At 45.4% G+C, this 20,362-nt stretch carries 21 protein-coding genes; 11 read left to right on the plus strand and 10 right to left on the minus strand.

Annotated features, from left to right (window positions below):
* Positions 1-20 precede the first annotated feature (20 nt).
* The gene (locus AC5ZC7_RS25495) at positions 21-1,007 is read left to right on the plus strand and encodes a Gfo/Idh/MocA family oxidoreductase (RefSeq protein ID WP_496158243.1); all 987 of its coding nucleotides are present in this window, start codon (positions 21-23) and stop codon (positions 1,005-1,007) included.
* Between the two features lie 56 nt (positions 1,008-1,063).
* On the plus strand, positions 1,064-1,393 hold the full coding sequence (locus AC5ZC7_RS25500) for a lipoprotein (protein ID WP_496158242.1): 330 nt from the start codon (positions 1,064-1,066) through the stop codon (positions 1,391-1,393).
* 2 nt (positions 1,394-1,395) lie between these two features.
* Here the strand turns inward: AC5ZC7_RS25500 and AC5ZC7_RS25505 are convergent, their stop codons facing one another.
* From AC5ZC7_RS25505 to AC5ZC7_RS25520, 4 genes are all read right to left on the minus strand, one after another.
* Complete coding sequence (locus AC5ZC7_RS25505) at positions 1,396-2,082, minus strand: 2-C-methyl-D-erythritol 4-phosphate cytidylyltransferase (protein WP_496158241.1); 687 nt, start codon at positions 2,080-2,082, stop codon at positions 1,396-1,398.
* 126 nt (positions 2,083-2,208) lie between these two features.
* Positions 2,209-3,258, minus strand: a complete 1,050-nt coding sequence (gene queA / locus AC5ZC7_RS25510) for a tRNA preQ1(34) S-adenosylmethionine ribosyltransferase-isomerase QueA (protein ID WP_496158240.1) — start codon at positions 3,256-3,258, stop codon at positions 2,209-2,211.
* Between the two features lie 99 nt (positions 3,259-3,357).
* Positions 3,358-5,106, minus strand: coding sequence for a dipeptide ABC transporter ATP-binding protein (locus AC5ZC7_RS25515; RefSeq protein ID WP_496158239.1), 1,749 nt, complete (start codon positions 5,104-5,106; stop codon positions 3,358-3,360).
* Between the two features lie 20 nt (positions 5,107-5,126).
* On the minus strand, positions 5,127-5,897 hold the full coding sequence (locus tag AC5ZC7_RS25520) for an AMP nucleosidase (RefSeq protein ID WP_496158238.1): 771 nt from the start codon (positions 5,895-5,897) through the stop codon (positions 5,127-5,129).
* 95 nt (positions 5,898-5,992) lie between these two features.
* Between AC5ZC7_RS25520 and AC5ZC7_RS25525 the strand changes: the two genes are divergently transcribed.
* Complete coding sequence (locus tag AC5ZC7_RS25525; RefSeq protein ID WP_496158237.1) at positions 5,993-6,436, plus strand: type I restriction enzyme HsdR N-terminal domain-containing protein; 444 nt, start codon at positions 5,993-5,995, stop codon at positions 6,434-6,436.
* A gap of 121 nt (positions 6,437-6,557) precedes the next feature.
* Here the strand turns inward: AC5ZC7_RS25525 and AC5ZC7_RS25530 are convergent, their stop codons facing one another.
* The 4 genes from AC5ZC7_RS25530 to AC5ZC7_RS25545 form a co-directional block, all read right to left on the minus strand.
* A complete protein-coding gene (locus AC5ZC7_RS25530; protein ID WP_496158236.1) occupies positions 6,558-7,976 on the minus strand; it encodes a Glu/Leu/Phe/Val dehydrogenase dimerization domain-containing protein in 1,419 nt (472 codons plus the stop codon).
* A 38-nt stretch (positions 7,977-8,014) separates the two neighbouring features.
* Positions 8,015-8,254: a CcmD family protein gene (locus AC5ZC7_RS25535; RefSeq protein ID WP_496158235.1), complete on the minus strand. Its 240-nt coding sequence runs from the start codon at positions 8,252-8,254 to the stop codon at positions 8,015-8,017.
* Positions 8,251-8,913 (minus strand): cytochrome c biogenesis protein CcsA, encoded by a 663-nt coding sequence (gene ccsA, locus AC5ZC7_RS25540; RefSeq protein WP_496158234.1) that lies wholly within the window; start codon positions 8,911-8,913, stop codon positions 8,251-8,253. The genes AC5ZC7_RS25535 and ccsA overlap by 4 nt, the downstream gene beginning before the upstream one ends.
* A gap of 145 nt (positions 8,914-9,058) precedes the next feature.
* Positions 9,059-9,727, minus strand: a complete 669-nt coding sequence (locus tag AC5ZC7_RS25545; protein ID WP_496158233.1) for a heme exporter protein CcmB — start codon at positions 9,725-9,727, stop codon at positions 9,059-9,061.
* 309 nt (positions 9,728-10,036) lie between these two features.
* Between AC5ZC7_RS25545 and accC the strand changes: the two genes are divergently transcribed.
* Together accC and AC5ZC7_RS25555 are read left to right on the plus strand one after the other, a co-directional pair.
* Positions 10,037-11,527, plus strand: a complete 1,491-nt coding sequence (accC, locus tag AC5ZC7_RS25550) for an acetyl-CoA carboxylase biotin carboxylase subunit (RefSeq protein WP_496158232.1) — start codon at positions 10,037-10,039, stop codon at positions 11,525-11,527.
* A gap of 76 nt (positions 11,528-11,603) precedes the next feature.
* The gene (locus AC5ZC7_RS25555; RefSeq protein ID WP_496158231.1) at positions 11,604-12,083 is read left to right on the plus strand and encodes a GtrA family protein; all 480 of its coding nucleotides are present in this window, start codon (positions 11,604-11,606) and stop codon (positions 12,081-12,083) included.
* 123 nt (positions 12,084-12,206) lie between these two features.
* Here the strand turns inward: AC5ZC7_RS25555 and AC5ZC7_RS25560 are convergent, their stop codons facing one another.
* The gene (locus tag AC5ZC7_RS25560; RefSeq protein ID WP_496158230.1) at positions 12,207-12,782 is read right to left on the minus strand and encodes a thymidine kinase; all 576 of its coding nucleotides are present in this window, start codon (positions 12,780-12,782) and stop codon (positions 12,207-12,209) included.
* A 90-nt stretch (positions 12,783-12,872) separates the two neighbouring features.
* Here AC5ZC7_RS25560 and AC5ZC7_RS25565 point away from each other — a divergent pair, with 90 nt between their 5' ends.
* Positions 12,873-13,901 (plus strand): DUF8457 domain-containing protein, encoded by a 1,029-nt coding sequence (locus AC5ZC7_RS25565; protein ID WP_496158229.1) that lies wholly within the window; start codon positions 12,873-12,875, stop codon positions 13,899-13,901.
* On the opposite strand, the gene AC5ZC7_RS25570 is transcribed toward AC5ZC7_RS25565, so the two are convergent.
* Positions 13,871-15,127, minus strand: coding sequence for a glycosyltransferase N-terminal domain-containing protein (locus tag AC5ZC7_RS25570; protein ID WP_496158228.1), 1,257 nt, complete (start codon positions 15,125-15,127; stop codon positions 13,871-13,873). The two genes, AC5ZC7_RS25565 and AC5ZC7_RS25570, sit on opposite strands and share 31 nt — an antisense overlap.
* 109 nt (positions 15,128-15,236) lie before the next feature.
* Between AC5ZC7_RS25570 and AC5ZC7_RS25575 the strand changes: the two genes are divergently transcribed.
* The 5 genes from AC5ZC7_RS25575 (at position 15,237) to rfbC (ending at position 20,355) form a co-directional block, all read left to right on the plus strand.
* Complete coding sequence (locus AC5ZC7_RS25575; protein ID WP_496158227.1) at positions 15,237-16,376, plus strand: aminotransferase class I/II-fold pyridoxal phosphate-dependent enzyme; 1,140 nt, start codon at positions 15,237-15,239, stop codon at positions 16,374-16,376.
* The gene (locus tag AC5ZC7_RS25580; protein ID WP_496158226.1) at positions 16,373-17,686 is read left to right on the plus strand and encodes a nucleotide sugar dehydrogenase; all 1,314 of its coding nucleotides are present in this window, start codon (positions 16,373-16,375) and stop codon (positions 17,684-17,686) included. Before AC5ZC7_RS25575 ends, AC5ZC7_RS25580 begins: the two co-directional genes overlap by 4 nt.
* A 17-nt stretch (positions 17,687-17,703) precedes the next feature.
* Positions 17,704-18,645: a GDP-mannose 4,6-dehydratase gene (locus AC5ZC7_RS25585; RefSeq protein ID WP_496158225.1), complete on the plus strand. Its 942-nt coding sequence runs from the start codon at positions 17,704-17,706 to the stop codon at positions 18,643-18,645.
* Between the two features lie 13 nt (positions 18,646-18,658).
* On the plus strand, positions 18,659-19,714 hold the full coding sequence (gene rfbB / locus AC5ZC7_RS25590) for a dTDP-glucose 4,6-dehydratase (protein ID WP_496158224.1): 1,056 nt from the start codon (positions 18,659-18,661) through the stop codon (positions 19,712-19,714).
* A gap of 80 nt (positions 19,715-19,794) precedes the next feature.
* Positions 19,795-20,355, plus strand: coding sequence for a dTDP-4-dehydrorhamnose 3,5-epimerase (rfbC, locus tag AC5ZC7_RS25595; RefSeq protein ID WP_496158223.1), 561 nt, complete (start codon positions 19,795-19,797; stop codon positions 20,353-20,355).
* The last annotated feature ends 7 nt before the right edge of the window (positions 20,356-20,362 follow it).

Consider the following 20,362-nt stretch of genomic DNA (forward strand, 5'->3'; position numbering starts at 1 on the left):
GAATATTTATTCATTTCCATATGCTCAAAATAGGACTCTTCGGCGTAGGACATTTAGGTAAAATACACCTCTCTCAACTAGCCACTATGAAAGACGTAGAAGTTATAGGCTTCTATGATCCAAACAATGCAAATGCAGCCAGTATCTCCGAGCAATATAATATTCCGCGCTTTACCGTGGCGGAAGAACTCATACAGTTGGTAGATGCCATCGATATTGTGGCACCCACTACCCTGCACTTCAAATTATGTGAACAAGCCATCCGGAACGGCAAACACATCTTTGTGGAAAAACCCATGACCAACACCATGGATGAAGCTAAAACACTGGTAAAACTGGTGGATGAAGCCAATATCAAATTCCAGGTAGGCCATGTGGAAAGATTCAACCCTGCCTTCCTGGCACTCAAAGGGTATGATCTTAAACCCATGTTTATTGAAGTACATCGCCTGGCTGAATTCAACCCACGTGGCACCGATGTAAGCGTGATCCTCGATCTCATGATCCATGATATCGACATCATCCTGAGCATCGTGAAATCTACCGTTAGCCGCATCTCTGCCAGTGGTGTAGCGGTGATGAGTGACACCCCCGATATCGCTAACGTACGTATCGAATTCCATAACGGTTGCGTAGCTAATCTCACTTCCAGCCGTATTTCCCTGAAGAAAATGCGCAAAATGCGCCTCTTCCAGAAAGATGCCTATATCGGTATCGACTTCCTAGATAAAAAAGCGGAAATCATCAAACTCAAAACACCAGCAGACGAAGGTTTATTTACCCTGGATATCGAAACCAACAATGGCAAAAAAACCATCGCGATCGATAACCCGGAAATTAAACAGTCTAACGCCATCCGCATGGAACTGGAAATGTTCCGCGACAGCATCCTCCAAAATAAACCAGTAGCTGTAAACGCTATTGATGGCCTGCAGGCAATGGATGTAGCCCACCAGATTTTAGCGAAAATAAATAAGGGCCTGTCTGAAACAGCTGCCGCCAAATAATTTGTGATTGTAACATAAGCCGCCGTCTGCCCGTTTTCATAACTCAACCAATAACTATGAAACGTATACTTTTTGTGCTGACGGCGGCCTTCATACTTTCCTCCTGCTTTAAAGATCCTCCTCCTCCTATTGCTGCCTATATGTGGCACAAAGAAACCCTCTGCAATGACCCCTGGGGCAAAGCATTAACCACCAGCAGTGACACCATTGCCACCTGGCTGACCAAACAAAATATTAAATATGAATCCGTTACCATCCATGGACAAATATTCCAGGACGCTGCCAACGTGACCAAATGCGATACCTTTACCAATCGCATGATTGTAGCATCCATTCTTTTTGCCGACACCGCAAAAGCAGCGGCATTGGGCTTCCGCAGCCATTAACATTATACAGTAGCCTGCCTGTCTTTCAACAACGCTGCTGCAATCGTCAGGTCCAGTGGTTTGGTAATTTTGATATTGGATTCCTCTCCTGCCACCAGGTACACGGGATGTCCCAGTCGCTCTACTACCGTAGCTTCATCCGTAAACAACGGATCAAACGGCAGTTCAAAAGCAGGCAGAATTAATTCCGAGAGAAAGGTTTGAGGGGTTTGAATGATCTTGAAACGGTCCCGGTCCACAGCAGCATTATTGCCATCTGTTATCTCCCGGATACTATCTTTCATATCTACTACAGGAATAGCGCTACCACGGCTGATAGCAGCTTCATAACAGTGACGGATCAACGTAGGAGATACCAACGGACGCACTCCGTCATGTACAAATACTACAGACGGCGTAGTTACTTGCTGTAACCCATTTTTTACGGAATGGAAACGGGTTTCTCCGCCCTTTACAATGGTAACAGACGGCCGTTTTTCAAAGGCAGACAATAAATCGTTGGCAAAAGTGAAATGAGCCTCCGGTAGTACCAATACAATTTCCATATCCGGAAAAGCGGTGGCGAAAGCGGCAATAGTGTGGTATAGTACAGGTTTTCCTGACAGGTCCAGGAACTGTTTGGGAACAGCGCTCTGCATCCGGGTACCGGAGCCTCCGGCAACAATGATGGCTACTTTTTTATATTCCATATAAGAAGGAATTACGAATTATAAATTACGAATTACGGATTTGTGAGTAGATAAAAGCGAAAGTAGTATTCGCGTTTACTGTCTACCAACAAATCCGTATTTCGTAGTTTGTAATTCGTAATTTTTTTAAACGATCAACATGGCATCGCCATAGCTGAAGAAACGGTATTTTTCCTTAATCGCCTGCTGATAAGCTTCCATTACCAGGTCATATCCTGCAAAGGCGCAGGTCATGATCAGTAAGCTGGTCTTAGGCAGGTGGAAGTTAGTTACCATTGCATTTGGAATAGCAAATTCGTAAGGCGGATGAATGAACGTGTTAGTCCATCCTTCAGCAGCCTTCAGGTGGTTTTGCGCAGTCACAGAAGATTCCACCGCACGAACAGAGGTAGTACCGATTGCGCAGATTTTGCGGTTCTCTTCCTTCGCTTTGTTCACTACTTTCACAGCATGTTCTTCAATGTGGAAATACTCCGCATCCATTTTGTGTTTGCTCAGGTCTTCTACCTCAATAGGGCGGAAAGTACCTAAACCAGTGTGCAACGTTACTTCTGCAAACTTAACACCTTTGATTTCCAAACGCTTGATCAACTCGCGGCTGAAGTGCAAACCTGCAGTAGGTGCAGCTACAGCGCCTTCGTACTTGGCATACACTGTCTGATAACGCTCTTTATCTTCATCTTCCGGCTTACGTTTGATATACTTAGGCAATGGCGTTTCACCCAGCTGATCTAACACCTGTTTGAACTCCTCATCATTACCCTCAAATAAAAAACGAATAGTACGGCCTCTGGAAGTAGTGTTATCAATCACTTCTGCCACCAACGTTTCGTCGTCGCCAAAATACAATTTGTTGCCTACACGGATTTTACGGGCCGGGTCAACAATTACATCCCACAGGCGGTTTTGCTTGTTCAGCTCACGCAGCAGGAATACTTCAATTTTTGCTCCTGTTTTCTCTTTACGGCCATATAATCTCGCAGGAAATACCTTCGTATTGTTCACAATCATTACGTCCTTGTCATTGAAATAACCGAGGATGTCTTTGAATACTTTGTGCTCAATTTTGCCGGTATTACGATGTACCACCATTAAACGTGATTCATCTCTTGTCTTGCTTGGGTGCTGGGCGATCAGATTTAAAGGAAGATCGAATTTGAACTGTGATAGTTTCATATTACGGTATGAATGAATTTTTAGAGGTGCAAAACTACCGATTAATATCAACATCATCAAAAAATGATATAAAAAGCATATTAATCAGATAATTATATATTACATTCCTTTAGGAATAGCAGCAATCAGCTGTTGTGTATACGGATGTTGAGGATGATTATAAACGGCATCTGCCGCCCCCGTTTCCACTATTTTTCCCTGCTGCATCACCATCATGCGGTCGCTGATAAACCGCACCACCGACAAATCATGGGAAATGAAAATACAGGTGAAGCCCAGCTCCTCCCGCAAACGGATCAGCAAATTCAGCACCTGCGCCTGTATACTCACGTCCAGCGCAGCCACCGACTCATCACAGATGATAAACGATGGCTCCACCGCCAACGCCCGCGCTATTACAATCCGCTGCCGCTGTCCACCCGAAAATTCGTGCGGATACCGGTGATAATAGTCAGCCGGCAAGTTCACCTTCTCCAATAATGCCAATACCCTTTCCCGCTGGCTACGCTCATTTCCATACAAACCATGTACCTGCATCGGCTCCAGGATAGCCGCCCCGATTGTTTGACGCGGATTCAGCGAAGCATAAGGATCCTGGAAAATAAGTTGCATATCCTTGCGCAAAGCCCGCATCTCTCCGGGCGACAAGCTGCCTATATCCTGCCCTTTATAAATAATATGACCTGCTGTTGGTGGGATTAATCTTAATAAAGACCTGCCCAGGGTGGTTTTACCACAGCCCGATTCGCCCACCAGGCCCAGGGTTTCGCCGGTCTTCACGTCAAAACTCACGTCATCTACTGCCTTGGCCCATTGCAATACCTTGCCCGTGATGCTTTTCTTCACCGGGAACCAGGTTTTAAGACCGGTTACCTGCAGCAAAGGCGGGGCCGCCGCCAGTTGTTGCTCCCGTTCTTGTAACACCGCCGGCGGAATCACCAACGAATGCACCAGCTCCCGGATGGCGCCGGCTTTTTCGTATATCTGTCCCTGTGAGTCGGTTTCCATGAAGTCACGGATTACCGGGAGTCGTACCAAACGTTTATCCAATGGGGGTCTGCAAGCGAGCAAGCCCTTGGTATAAGGGTGTTGAGGATGCAAAAACACCTCCTTCACATCTCCCTCTTCCACAATATTTCCTTTGTACATCACCACTACCCTGCTGGCAATTTCCGCTACCACGCCCAGGTCGTGCGTAATGAAAATCACGCTCATGTTCATTTGCTGCTGTAGTTCCCGGAGTAATTCCAGGATCGCCTGTTGCACAGTTACATCCAGTGCGGTGGTAGGTTCATCTGCTATCAGCAGCTTCGGATGACAGGAAATAGCCATGGCAATCATGACCCGCTGTTTTTGTCCACCGGACAATTCATGCGGATAACGATTCATGATGCCGGCAGGATCCGGCAGCTTTACTTTTTCGAAAAGGGCCATCACCTGTTCCCGCGTAGCTTTGCGGGTGGGATGGTTATGCAGGCGAATGGCTTCTCCTACCTGGTCGCCGCAGGTATGTAACGGGTTAAGGGCCGTCATGGGCTCCTGGAATATCATGGCGATTTCATTGCCCCGGTAGCTGCGCATGGCGTCAGCAGGCAATTGTAGCAGGTCTACTGCTACTTCATCGGTTGCCTGGTACAGGATTTTTCCTCCGGAGATAACACCCGGCAAGTCTATCAGCCGCATGAGCGAGAGGGCGGTAACGGATTTACCGGAACCGGATTCTCCTACTACGCCCACTATTTCTCCCTTACCAACGGAAAGGGAAATTTGGTTAACAGCTGTTATTGTTGTGTGGCCTGCCGGGAAAGTAACGGCCAGGTCCTGTATCTCTACCCGCGTGGAAAGCATAGCGGGAAGATACAACAATTCTAAAAACGCAGGTGCTTCACGGTGAGGTGACTGTCGATCAGCTTCTGTAAAGAGTCAATCCCTACTTTCAGGTGGCGTTCCACAAATTTGGTGGTCACTTTTTTATCGCTTTCCTCTGTTTTCACCCCTTCTGGTACCATCGGTTGATCAGACACCAGCAATAAAGCACCGGTAGGAATTTTGTTATAGAAACCTACAGAGAAAATAGTAGCGGTTTCCATGTCCACTGCCATGGCTCTGATTTTTTCCAGGTATTGCTTGAATTCTGCGTCATGCTCCCATACGCGGCGGTTAGTGGTATAGCAGGTGCCTGTCCAATAGTCGTAACCGGAGTCGCGGATAGTGGTAGAAATTGCCTTCTGGAGGGCAAATGCTGGCAGTGCAGGTACTTCCGGCGGGAAATAGTCGTTGCTGGTACCTTCTCCCCGAATGGCTGCAATAGGCAGTATCAGGTCGCCGATATTGTTTTTCTTTTTCAACCCACCGCATTTTCCGAGAAATAATACTGCTTTGGGAGAGATGGCAGATAACAGGTCCATCACGGTTGCCGCGCCTGGACTTCCCATACCAAAGTTAATGATGGTGATATCGCCTGCAGTAGCGCATTGCATTGGTTTACCGGCGCCAACGATTTCAACGTTGTTCCATTCGGCAAACATAGTCACATAGTTACTGAAGTTGGTGAGGAGGATGTGTGACCCAAATTGGTCCAGTTTCTCACCCGTGTAGCGGGGCAGCCAATTAGCTACAATTTCTTCTTTTGTCTTCATAGCCTTTTGACAAGCAAATATAAGGTTTTGTTCGCTAATGGCAATATTATCCTAATGTGACTATCTTCGCAGGCGTATTAAAAATCAATTGCAACTTGATCGCTATCAGCTTCCCACCTCCGGATTTTAAGATTACGAGAGAAGGCGACAAAGAACTGATCTTTGACCGCTATCGTAAAAAATATGTGGTATTAACCCCCGAAGAATGGGTACGGCAAAACTTCCTCAACTACCTCGTGCAGGTACTACAATATCCTGCTTCCCTGATAGGCATTGAAAAGGAAATATTTTTGGGAGAGATGAAGAAGCGATATGACATCGTTATCTACAATCGCGCCATGCAACCCTGGATGCTGGTAGAATGCAAGGAAATGAATGTACCGCTGACCGAACAAACCATGCAACAGGTAATTCGCTACAATATGGTGATACCAGCTACTTTCCTGGTGATCACCAATGGCACCCATACCTTTTGTGGCAATTATATCGCTACCGAAGGAAAATGGCGGTTTCTGCACGCATTGCCGGCGTTTGTTTAAAGAGCAGAAAGCTGAAAGCTGAAAGCATAAAGCTATTATAGCGAATGATCAAAGCGTACATCCGCAATGGTCATTCGCTATAATAGCTTTTTGCTTTATGCTTTCAGCTTTCTGCTTATCATCAAGGGAAAATACCCAATTGCTCGTAAGCAGCACCTACTTTATTGATCGCTACTACGTAAGCGGCAGTACGCATATCATGAATCTGCGGGTTCGCCATCATCACATCACGTACTTCATGGAGTGCAGCGTGCATGGTTTCTTCCAGGCCGGAATAAACCAGGTCCACTTCATCCGCACCGTGTCCGATGAACTTCCTTTCTTTCTCAGATACTTTTTTACCGGTCAGGTCTTCGATGGTTTGCAGGATATGAATGTTCATATTCTCATCAAAGCGTTTTCCTAAACGGCCATAACGCACGTGGCTCAGGTTTTTCAACCACTCGAAGTAAGAAACAGTTACACCACCGGCATTCAGGAACATATCCGGAACTACGATTACCCCTTTCTTATTCAGGATTTCATCTGCTTCTGGTGTTAACGGACCGTTGGCAGCTTCTCCAATAATTTTTGCCTTTACATTAGGCGCGTTATGCTTATCAATTACGTTTTCCAAGGCAGCAGGGATCAGGATTTCGCAATCCAGTTCCAGACCGTCTGTATTTTTATTCAAGTTGGTAGCACCAGCGAAGTTGACGATAGAACCGGTTGCTTTTTTGTGCATCAGCACTTCGTCAGGATTCAGTCCCTGTTCGTTGAAGATAGCACCATCCCACTCGATCAGGCAGATTACTTTAGCACCTGCTTCGTGGAAGTATTTAGCAGCGTGGTAGCCCACGTTACCCATACCCTGTACAATCACTCGTTTACCTTCAATACCGGTAGTCAGGCCCAAACGGTCCATATCTTCCTTGATATTGCACAGTTCACGTAAACCGTAGAAAACACCTAAACCGGTAGCTTCTGTACGACCACGTACGCCACCCTGAGATACAGGTTTACCGGTCACGCAACCGTAACCGTCAATTTCACCCGGACGTAAACTCATGTAAGTATCCAGGATCCAGCTCATTTCTCTTTCACCGGTTCCATAGTCAGGAGCCGGAACATCTGTACCGGGGCCGATAAAGTTTTTCTTTACCAGTTCAGCCGTGTAACGACGGGTAATGGCTTCCAACTGGAAGGGAGTATAGTTGCGGGGATTGATTTTCAAACCACCTTTGGCACCACCAAACGGCACATTCACAATGGCACACTTGTAGGTCATCAGGGATGCCAACGCCATTACTTCATCCTGGTTTACTTCATCGCTGAAGCGGATACCACCCTTACAAGGGAGTTTATGATGGGAATGTTGTACACGGTAAGCTTCAATTACCTGTACGGAATCGCCTATTCTCACCGGGAATTTAATCTGGTAAACGGCGTTGCAGGCCTTGATCTGCTCCAGGATACCTTTGTCCCATTTGGTGAACGCAGCTGCTTTGTCGAAGCTTCTTTCCACGCTTTGGAAAAAGCTATAATGCTGATCTTGCGACATAAATTATTGTTTTGGTATAACGATTAGATTTTAAGCAATTATGGGTTATTTCTATCTCTTTCTTCCAGCTTACCGATCTTTCTATCCAGCCTGATCAGGAATAATACGATTCCTGTAAAAATGATCACTAAAACGCCTACTATCACATATATCTTATCATTGCTGCGAAAGAATTCGTTAACAGGTCCTTTCTCGGTATTCTGCTGTTGTGCATTTGCCAGTACGGATATGAATAGCAAGGCCAGGCTCAGGCAGAATGAAAACGCTTTGTTGATCATTTAAAAATATTTTTAAGCTGTAATTTCTTATAACGCACTACCAGTGTAAATATCCACACACTCAGTAAAGTCCAGCCAATAAATGCCGGGTACAGCACCGTTTTCATGGTACCGTCGGTATCTTTAGAGGCAAAACCCGGTGTGGTAGCGCTTCCCGGGTGCAGGGAATCTACCATACGCGGAATGATATAGGTCAGCGGTATTAATAAGGCAAATGCGAACACATTGAAAACTGCGGATATGCGTGCCCGTTTGTCGAGATCATGAATAGACATCCGCAATACCAGGTAAGCCATGTAAATCAATATCGCGATGGCTGTACACATCTGTTTAGGATCGTCTGTCAGGGTACCTCCCCAGGTATAAGTAGCCCAGAGCGTACCTGTAGCAAAACCCAATATGCCAAAGAAGGTACCTACCCCGGCTGCGCTGGAGGCAATCACATCTTTCTTCAGATCATATTTTGATAGGTAAAGCAGTGAGTAGACAATCGAGATAGTGAACATGGTATACATACATATCCACATCGGTACGTGAAAGAACAATCCGCGGGATGATTGTCCATTGGTTCCTATTATAGGTATTCTAACAGTGAACCCGGCGATAATTACATATATAAGGAGCAGTATCGCTAATGCTTTCCACCAATGTCTGGCCATTTTTTAACAGCTATATTCGGGGGCAAACCTACAGGTTTTAAACCTAACCGCAAAGCTTTTCGGGGATTTTAAGTTTATCCAACAGCAGTAAATCCCTGTTAAATATCCTTTACAGAAGTAGCGTTTTTCTTTGATATTTCTAATATCAGTCTTTCCACAGAAATGGGAAAAGGATCATTGTCAGGGCAATTACGAGGATATCCATTCCTCCCAACAACAGGAACATTTTGGGCAACTCCGGCTGGAATACGGTCACAAAGGCCGACAGGGAGATATTGGCCAGCAACATCAGCACCGGCATAATCAGCGGGAAACCCATCACTGCCATCAGGGCTGCATTGTGGTTAGCCTGGGCCGCAATAGCGGCCAGCATGGTAAACAGCAGGGATAAACTCACTCCTCCCAGCAATACCATCCCGATGAAATAAAAAGGATGGATGATGGGATTGCCCAGGAAGGCTATACTGCATACCAGGGCAATAAGGCTCATCAAGGTCATCAAGATCACATTATAAATCAGTTTCGCCGCAATAAAAACCCGGGGATTCACCAGGGAATAGAAGTAGAGCAGGCGCCCCCGGCTTTCCTGCATAAAGCTTTTGGCTACCGCATTTACCGCCACAAACAGCTGTATTACCCAGAAAAGGGCATTCCATACCTTATCTTCCGGCCGTCCCATCATCAGGTTAATGACGAATACGGTAGAAACGATATAGAGCAATACCCCATAAAAAGCATATTGCTGGCGTAATTCCAGCTTAAGGTCCTTTTTTACGAGGGTAAATGTCTGGTGGATTGGGCTGTTTTGCTTCATGGTCGCCGCAAAGATAACATAAAGCAGAAAGGAAAAAAGCTGCCCGATGCGAGTTTTTGTCTTAGAGCAGGATTAGATTGATAATGCTGATTATTTTATAACATTTTGGAAGATTTGGAAGAATCTGAGCGAATTTACCCATTCATATCTTCCCAAACCCTTTTAATAAAAAAACAACATCAGTCTAATCAGTCTAATCCTGCTCTAAGACAAAATCCGCTCTCATCGCCCCCTTCAATAGCTTTTTGCTTTACGCTTTCCGCTTTATGCTCCTAAAGAACTATATTAGCCCCTCCATAAAAAGTAGCGATGAATAAAATTCTGGTTGCCAATCGGGGAGAAATAGCCTTACGCATTATGCGTTCTGCAAGGGAAATGGGCATAAAAACGGTAGCGGTGTACTCTGAAGCGGATCGTACCATGCCGTTCGTACAATATGCGGATGAAGCGGTTTGTATAGGTCCTGCACCGTCGAATCAGTCCTATCTGCTGGGCGAAAAAATCATTGCCGTGGCGAAAGAAAAGGGCGCAGATGCCATCCATCCGGGTTATGGATTTTTAAGTGAAAATGCCCGCTTTGCCCAACAGGTAACCGATGCCGGCATCACTTTTATTGGTCCGTCTGCCGCCTCTATTGAAGTTATGGGGAGCAAACTGGCCGCCAAACAGGCCGCGCAAAAATTTGGCGTACCAATGGTTCCCGGTACAGAAACACCGCTACGTAGCGTGGAAGAGGCCCGGGAAGTGGTAAAGAAAACAGGATTCCCTATTCTCATCAAAGCCTCTGCTGGTGGCGGTGGTAAAGGGATGCGGGTAGTGAATGCTCCTGAAGAACTCGACGAACAGATCAGGATGGCGAAAAGCGAAGCGCTGAGCGCTTTTGGCGATGATGCCGTATTTATAGAAAAATATGTGGGTTCCCCACGACATATAGAAATACAGGTACTGGGTGACCGGCATGGTCACTGTGTTTACTTATTTGAAAGAGAATGTTCTATACAGCGCCGTCACCAGAAGCTGATAGAGGAAGCGCCTTCTTCCTGTCTTACACCCGCTATCCGGGCTGCGATGGGGCAATGTGCGGTAGATGTAGCCAAAGCCTGTAACTATTATGGAGCGGGCACTGTAGAGTTCCTGGTTGACGAACAATTGAATTTCTACTTCCTGGAAATGAACACCCGTTTGCAGGTAGAACACCCGGTAACAGAGTTGATCACCGGGCTGGATCTCGTGAAAGAGCAAATCAAAATAGCCAGGGGCGAGCAACTTTCCTTTACCCAGGAAGACCTCAAAATCAATGGCCATGCTATAGAGTTACGTATTTGTGCGGAAGATCCTGCCAATAACTTCCTCCCTGATACCGGCCGGCTGGAAACCTATATCCGTCCGCAAGGCTATGGCGTAAGGGTAGATGACGGCTATGAGCAGGGCATGGATATTCCCATCTATTATGATCCTATGATTGCCAAGCTCATCGCCTGGGGTAGTACCCGCGAAGAAGCGCGGCTTCGTTTAATGCGAGCCATTGCCGAATACCAGGTAAAAGGCATTAAAACCACGCTTCCATTTGGATACTGGGCCCTGCAACAGCCCGCCTTCATTGACGGAAACTTTGATACCAACTTTATTGGTAAGTACTTCACACCACAGGTGTTACAAACGGAATCTACCGAAATAAATAAACTGGCGGCCATACTGGCTGCGTACGTGTGGCAGCAAAACAATATAAATTTACAACAGGCAGCTATCAGTAATACCCCGTCGGCTTCCGGATGGAAAAAAAGAAATATGTTAAGATAAGCTGCAACAGTTGTTAACTTTCGTTAAAGTATTTCCTGGAAACGGGAAAACGTATAACTTTGCGCCAATTTTTGATATGCTACGTAACATCATTATACAAATCCTGGAATTCTTCTATCAGCCTTTTTCCAAGGTGTTGCCCTGGCAAACCTTCCGCTACCTTGCCTGCGGAGGTGGTAATACTGCGCTGGACATTTTCCTGTATTTTGTTTGTTACAATTTTGTTTTACACCAGCAGATGGTACACCTGGTGTTTTTCAATATGAGTGCGCATATTGCCGCCCTGTTTATGTCCATGGCGGTTACTTTCCCTACTGGTTTCCTGCTGAGCAAATACGTGGTATTTTCAGATTCTAATCTGCGCGGGCGGGTACAATTATTCCGCTATTTTGTACTGGTGGGCATTTGCATCGTACTGAACTATGTGCTGATGAAGATATTTGTGGATCAGTTACACTTTTATCCTACCGTGGGAAAAATATGTACAACGGCGTTGGTAGTGGTTTTCAGCTATCTTACACAGAAGAAATTTACTTTTAAAGTGCGGAAAGCATAAAGCACAAAGCATAAAGCATAAAGCATAAAGCTATTGAGGCGAATGATCAGCGCGAATATTATCCGCTTTTATCATTCGCCTCAATAGCTTTATGCTTTATGCTTTATGCTTTATGCTTCCATTTTATAATGGCACCTCTTCGTAATAACAATGCCTGCATCTTGGCTCATACAAATCTTTTTCTCCCAATAACAGTGTTTCTTTGGAAGCCGACTTACGATAAGAATAGTTGGCAATATGCCCGCACTTTACACAAATAGCATGGAGCTTGGTTATATAATCTGCCTTAGCCAGCAGGAAAGGCATCTGTCCGAAAGGTTTTCCGGTATAATCCATATCCAGCCCGGCAATGATCACCCGCACGCCACGGAGTGCTAACTGATCACATACATTGGGTAATTCATCATCAAAGAATTGTGCCTCGTCGATGCCCACTACATCTACATCCTGCGCCAACAACAATATTTGCTGAGAGTTTTCTATCGGGGTAGACACAATTTTGTTTTCATCATGAGAAGTGATGCTATCTTCATCAAAACGGGTATCTACGGCAGGTTTAAAGATCTCCACTTTCAAATTGGCGATACGCACCCGTTTAAGTCGGCGGATCAGTTCTTCGGTTTTTCCCGAAAACATAGAGCCGCAAATTACTTCGATCCAGCCCCTCCGCCCTCCTGCAAGAGAAGGTTCAATAAACATATTATACTAATTTGATTATTAATTAATTAAAATATTCTAATTTTATGAAAATAAAATAATTTCTATCATTCACCCGTTAACAATTAAGGCATGGAAAAAATTAATGCATTAATTGAAAAACTACAGGAATTAAAAAATTCCGGCGCAGACCTTTCTGCATTGTCCTATTATGTACAATTGCTACAGGCAGAAGTGTTGCATGCACGTAACAAGCAACATCAACAGCGGGTGCAGGCGACCCAAAGTAACATCGCCGTTATCATGCCGCAGCAATCAACGGTAACAGACACTGTACCGGTAACTACCGCGGCGCAAACTACAACATTACCATCAAATAAAACGCCGGAGCCACCTGTGGAAGCAAAACCACTGCCCGTTGCTCCTGAAATAGCCACCAAAGCAGAAAGCCCGGCTGTCATTGCTCCTGCTCAAACCGAAGCAGAAGATATTAATACCCGTGCTGCCAGGCTCAATACCACCAATATTATTAATAATATTATCCCTTCAGAGGATATCAATACCCGTGCAGCCAAAGCTCCCGACGCCACACCACAACCGGTAGCTGCGGAACCTGCCCCTCCTGCGGCCTCTGTAAGTCCCGCACCAGTAGCACCTGCAGCGGACCTGGTACCACCCAAACCAGCACCGGTAGTCACTGCACAACCTATTCCCACACTGGCCGCCTCGCAGCCAGCCGCGGAAAAGCCCAAACCAGCCACACTTTTCGACGATATACCAGCTACCAACGGAAATGGGCACACCAGCATGCCTACCGATGAGCTGAGAAAAGACCTGAACGAACTGGCGGGCAACAATGGTCAATCGCTAAATGACCGCCTGCGTCTGCAACAGGTAGAAGTGGCCCAAAAGCTGGGAGATATGCCTATACAGGATCTCCGGGCAGCTATCGGCATCAACGATAAATACCAGTTTATCCAGGAACTTTTCCGGGGAGACCGGGACCTGTACGAACGTTCCATTAAAACCATCAATGAATGTGGTAACCTGCAGGAAGCAGATTATTGGATACAACGGGAAATAAAAATTATACAGGGCTGGCAGGACGACCACCACCTGGTACAACACTTCTATTCCCTGCTTAAAAAGCGGTTCTCCTGAATATAATGTAACACTTTTTGTGTGGCCCCGGTATTGGCGGCTACATAGTTTCCTGCAATGGAAGCCACTCTCGTGTACTCATCGGGATCTTCCAACAACGCATCCATATAGGTATGAAGGTTACGGTAATTATGAATCACTAAAGCGCCACCGGCGTTTTCCAGTTCAACTGCCTCAAAATATTTGCTGAACTCCGGCCCAATGATCACGGGCTTACTGTACACGGCCGGTTCCAGGATATTATGAATCCCGTCTTTTCCAAAGCCTCCGCCCACGTAGGCGATACTGGCATAGCGGTATAAGGCCGTCAGCATGCCAATATTATCGATGATCAGTACATTGGCTGCAGCAGGCTGTTCCAGGGTAGAATACCTGGCCGCATCGGGGAATAGCGCAAGGATAGACTGTATATGTGTTTCATGAATTTCATGGGGGGCGATAACCAGTTTTACACCGGATATTTCATTTTCCTTCCACCATTCACTCAATATCTTCTCATCTTCCGGCCAGGTACTTCCGGCTACCACCAATCTTTTCCCGTTGGCAAAGGCTGTAATGGCCGGCAGGTTGGTTTGTTCGAGGAGGAGCGCGGAAACCCGGTCAAAACGGGTATCTCCGCTGATACTGGTGTTGCGCAAACCAATACGTTGCAGTAGTTGCAGGGAAATATCATTTTGCACGAAGATATGGGTCAACTGCTGTAACAAACCCCGAAACATGCCGCCATGGCCTTTAAAGAACACCTGGTCTTTACGAAAAATACCAGATACCAATAAAGTGGGGATATTTCGTGTATGCAGGGTCGTGAGGTAGTGATACCAGAATTCATATTTTATGAAGATGGCCAATGCAGGCTGTGCAATATCCAGGAATTCACGGGCATTGCGCCGGGTATCCAGGGGCAGATAAAATACAAAGTCGGCGCCTTTGTAGTCTTTCCGGACTTCGTAGCCGGAGGGCGAAAAGAAAGTCAATAAGATTTTATAACCAGGCCAGGTAGCCCGAATGGCCTCCAGTACGGGTCTTCCCTGTTCAAATTCTCCCAGGGAGGCGGCATGAATCCATACCAGGGGTTGGGAGCCCACACCAGCCTGGCGCATGCGGGATGCCCAGTCCTGACGGCCCTGCAACCAGCGCTGTGCTTTGGTTTTACCTGTCATAGCAGCCAGGTGTACTCCTGCCTTATACAATTGAAGCCCTGCGTTATAAATTCCTTTTGTTATCATTCGCCTGCGTACTTTTACCTAATTTTCAACTAAATGCAAAGATAATCCCCAGCCAATCCCAAAATTTGTAAATTTGCACACTTTAAACAAAATAAAAATATACGATCATATGGTTCCTATTCAGATGGTGGACTTGAAACGCCAGTATACGAAGATTAAACCCCAGGTAGATGCAGCCATCGAAGAAGTTTTGGAAAGCTCCGCTTTTATTAATGGCGGCGCCGTGCAGCAATTTGCCGGAGCATTACAATCGTACCTGGGCGCGAAGCATGTGATTCCTTGCGCCAACGGAACTGACGCACTTCAAATTGCCATGATGGCACTGGGTCTGCAGCCCGGCGATGAAGTAATCACCCCTTCTTTTACTTTTATTGCCACCGCAGAAGTGATTGCACTCTTACATCTGAAACCTGTTTTTGTGGACGTGGACCCACAAACATATTGCCTGGACGTAGCGGCGGTAGAAAAAGCCATTACTCCCAAAACCAAGGCGATTGTGCCGGTACACCTGTATGGTCATGTAGCAGATATGGAGCCATTGATGGCGCTGGCAGCTAAACACAACCTGTTTGTAATTGAAGATAATGCACAGGCTATTGGTGCAGATTACACATTTAAAGATGGTACTAAGAAGAAAGCGGGTACTATTGGTCATATTGGCTGTACTTCTTTCTTCCCTTCCAAAAACCTGGGTTGCTATGGTGATGGTGGCGCTATCTTCACAAACGATGATGCTATAGCTGCGCAACTCCGTATGGTAGCCAATCATGGACAATCTGCCCGCTATTATCATGATGTAGTAGGCTGCAACTCCCGTTTGGACTCCGTACAGGCAGCAGTATTAAATATCAAGTTGCCACTACTCGATGAATACGTCAATGCCCGTCGTGCTGTAGCAGATGCCTACGACGCAGCATTTGCCGATATGCCACAAATTACAACGCCTTATCGCGCCCCATATAGCTATCACGTATTTCATCAATACACCCTTCAATTAAACGGAGCAGATAGAAATGAAATGCAGCAATACCTTTCTACCAAAGGTGTACCTGCTATGATTTACTATCCGGTTCCTGGTCACCGTCAAAAAATGTTCGAGCATTTCGGCGGTGCTTCCTTCGATCTCCCTGTAACCGATAATCTCACCACCAAGGTGATTTCCTTGCCGATACACACTGAAATGGATGCCGATCAACTGGAACACATTATCCAGTCCGTTAAATCATTTTTAAACAATCCCCCCACATGAAGATTACAGTAGTAGGTACTGGTTACGTAGGTCTCGTAACCGGTACCTGTTTTGCCGAAACAGGAAACGATGTCACCTGCGTAGACATTGATGCTAACAAAGTAAAAAAACTATCAGAGGGCAAGATTACCATTTACGAGCCTGGACTGGAAAAGCTATTTGAACGTAACCTCAAAGAAGGACGTTTATTTTTTACAACCAGCCTGGAAGAAGGTATCAAAGAAGCAGAAGTTATTTTCCTGGCATTACCTACTCCTCCCGGAGCAGATGGCGCAGCAGATCTTTCTTTTGTGCTGAATGTAGCAGCGCATTTAGGCAGGATCATGACAGACTACAAAGTAATAGTCGACAAGAGTACAGTACCGGTTGGCACCGCAGAAAAAGTAACTGCTGCTATCGCCGCAAACTGTACTACCCCATTTGATGTGGTATCCAACCCCGAATTTTTACGCGAAGGCGTTGCTGTAGACGATTTTATGAAGCCAGACCGGGTAGTAATTGGTACCACTTCTGAAAGGGCCCGCAAAGTGATGGGAGAATTGTATGCGCCTTTCGTAAGACAGGGAAATCCCATTTTGTTCATGGACGAAAAATCGGCAGAACTGACCAAGTATGCCGCCAATTCCTTCCTGGCCACCAAGATTTCCTTTATGAATGAAATTGCGGTACTCTGTGAAAAACTGGGCGCCGACGTAGATATGGTGCGCAGAGGTATTGGTAGCGATGACCGTATTGGTAAGCGCTTTCTTTTCCCTGGCATAGGTTATGGCGGTAGCTGCTTTCCTAAAGATGTGCAGGCACTGGTAAAATCGTCTGAAGATGTGGCATATGATTTTAAGATCCTGAATGCAGTGATGGATGTTAACGAGAAACAAAAACTCTTCTTACTGCCTAAAATAAAAGCATTCTTTAACAACAACCTTACCGGCAGACATTTTGCACTGTGGGGTCTTGCCTTTAAACCTAATACAGATGATATCCGGGAAGCGCCTGCTTTATACATCATTGATGCTTTACTGGCAGCAGGAGCTACTGTAAGCGTTTTTGATCCGGAAGCCATGAATAATGTAAAACAGGTAGTAGGTGATAAAATTACTTATGCAGAACATCAGTATACCTGCCTGGAAAATGCAGATGCACTGATCATTGCTACAGAATGGAGCGTATTCAGAACACCGGACTTCCATAAAATTTCCGCCAGCTTAAAGCACCGTGCTATCTTTGACGGCAGAAATCTTTTTGAAGTAGCTCGCATGAAAGAATTAGGATATCATTACGAAAGTGTTGGACGTATACCTGCTATTCTCTAACTACTTATACCTGACATATGGAAAAGAAAAGAATTCTTATTGCTGGTGCAGCCGGGTTTCTGGGTTCTCACCTTTGCGATCGTTTTATAAAAGAAGGCTACCATGTTATTGCCATGGATAACCTGCTCACAGGTAATATCAAAAACATTGAGCACCTTTTTCCCTTACCGGACTTTGAATACTATCACCATGATGTAACCAAGTTCGTACATGTTCCGGGAAAGCTGGATTATATATTGAATTTTGCCTCTCCCGCCAGCCCGATAGATTACCTGAAGATGCCTATTCAGACACTGAAGGTAGGTTCCCTGGGTACCCATAACCTGCTTGGTTTGGCAAAAGAAAAGAAGGCACGTATCCTCGTGGCTTCTACCTCGGAAGTATATGGCGATCCCAACGTACATCCACAACCGGAAGAATATTGGGGTAATGTAAACCCGGTAGGACCAAGAGGAGTATACGATGAAGCCAAAAGGTTCCTGGAATCTATTACCATGGCTTACCATAATTTTCATGGGGTAGATACCCGTATCATACGTATCTTCAATACTTATGGCCCGCGTATGCGACTCAATGATGGTCGTGCTTTACCGGCATTTATGAGCCAGGCGCTGAATGGACAGGACCTGACTGTATTTGGTGATGGTAGCCAAACACGTTCTTTCTGTTATGTGGATGACCTGGTAGAAGGCATCTACCGGCTATTATTAAGTGATTACCACCTCCCTGTAAATATTGGTAATCCCCAGGAAATTACCCTGAACCAGTTTGCAGAAGAAATTATTGCTTTAACCGGATCTAAACAGAAAATTGTTTATCATCCATTACCTAAAGATGATCCTAAGCAGCGCCAGCCAGATATTACCAAAGCCCGTACGCTGCTTGGCTGGGAGCCTAAAGTAAGCAGGCAGGAAGGTTTAAAGATCACTTATGAGTACTTTAAAGAAGCATTAAAATAAAATCTCAACCTGGATGAAGCGGAAAATATTGATTACAGGCGGAGCCGGATTTATTGGTTCACACGTAGTCCGGCTATTTGTAAATAAATATCCTGACTACCAGATCGTAAACCTGGATGCACTCACGTATGCTGGTAACCTGGAAAACCTGGCAGATGTAAAAGATAAAGCGAATTATACTTTCGAGAAGGGTGATATTACTGATGAGCCTTTCATCAATGATCTTTTTGAGAAATATCAGTTTGATGGTGTTATTCACCTGGCTGCCGAAAGCCATGTGGATAGGTCCATCATGGATCCGCTGGCATTTATCAAAACAAATGTCCTGGGTACAGCGATATTACTGAACAATGCACGGAAACACTGGAAAGATAATATGGAAGGAAAACTTTTCTACCATGTATCTACCGATGAAGTGTATGGTTCATTAGGCGACGAAGGTTTTTTTCTGGAAACAACCGCCTATGATCCCCGCTCACCATATTCCGCTTCCAAAGCCAGTTCTGATCATTTTGTGATGGCTTACCATCACACTTATCATTTACCGGTAGTAATTTCCAACTGCTCCAATAATTATGGTTCCCATCATTTCCCCGAGAAACTGATACCACTGGCTATTCACAATATCAAAAACAATAAGCCGGTACCAGTTTACGGTAAAGGTGAAAATATACGTGACTGGTTATTTGTAAATGACCATGCAAGGGCTATTGACACTATTTTCCACCAGGGAAAAATTGGAGAAACCTACAACGTTGGAGGCTTTAACGAATGGAAAAACATTGATCTCATCCGCTTATTATGTGAGATCATGGATAAAAAACTGGGAAGACCGGAAGGTACTTCAGCTCAGCTGATCACTTTTGTGAAAGATCGCGCAGGTCATGATCTCCGCTATGCTATTGACGCTACCAAACTCAATAAAGAGTTAGGTTGGGCGCCATCGCTGCAATTCGAGGAAGGCCTGGAAAAAACCGTAGATTGGTACCTGGAAAATGAAACCTGGCTCAATCATGTTACCAGCGGAGCTTACCAACAATATTATAACGAACAATATAAAAAGAGATAGCTATTAGCTTTTAGCTATTGGTCAATCGTAGCATTGACTAATAGCTAAAAGCTGGTGGTTAACTGCTATTATCACTATCTATGGGCTTTCAACAAACCACAATACCAGGCTTACTGATTTATGAACCAAAGGTGCATGGCGATCATCGCGGCTATTTCTTTGAAAGCTATAACGCCAATACTTTCAGCGATGCCGGCATTACCTACCAATTTGTTCAGGATAACCAGGCACGGTCTTCCTATGGTGTTTTGCGTGGGTTGCATTACCAGCTGGAACCTTACGCACAAACCAAATTAATCCGGGTGTTAGAAGGTAGCATTATAGATGTGGTAGTAGATATCCGTAAAGGATCTCCCACCTATGGTAAATCTTTTTCCATCGAACTGAGTGCTGCTAATAAGCTACAACTGCTGGTTCCGAAAGGATTTGCGCATGGTTATGCCGTTATCAGCGAAATCGCAGAAGTGATGTACAAATGCGATAATTTCTACCAAAAAGGCAGCGAAGGGGGAATTATTTATAATGATCCCGCACTGAACATCGACTGGGGTATTGACCTTAAAGACGCCGTTGTTTCTGAAAAGGACCTGGTACTGCCAACCCTGGCAGAGATACAACATAATTTTATTTTTAACAGCTGATCATTTG

Source organism: Chitinophaga sp. 9-1-y (assembly GCF_059511905.2).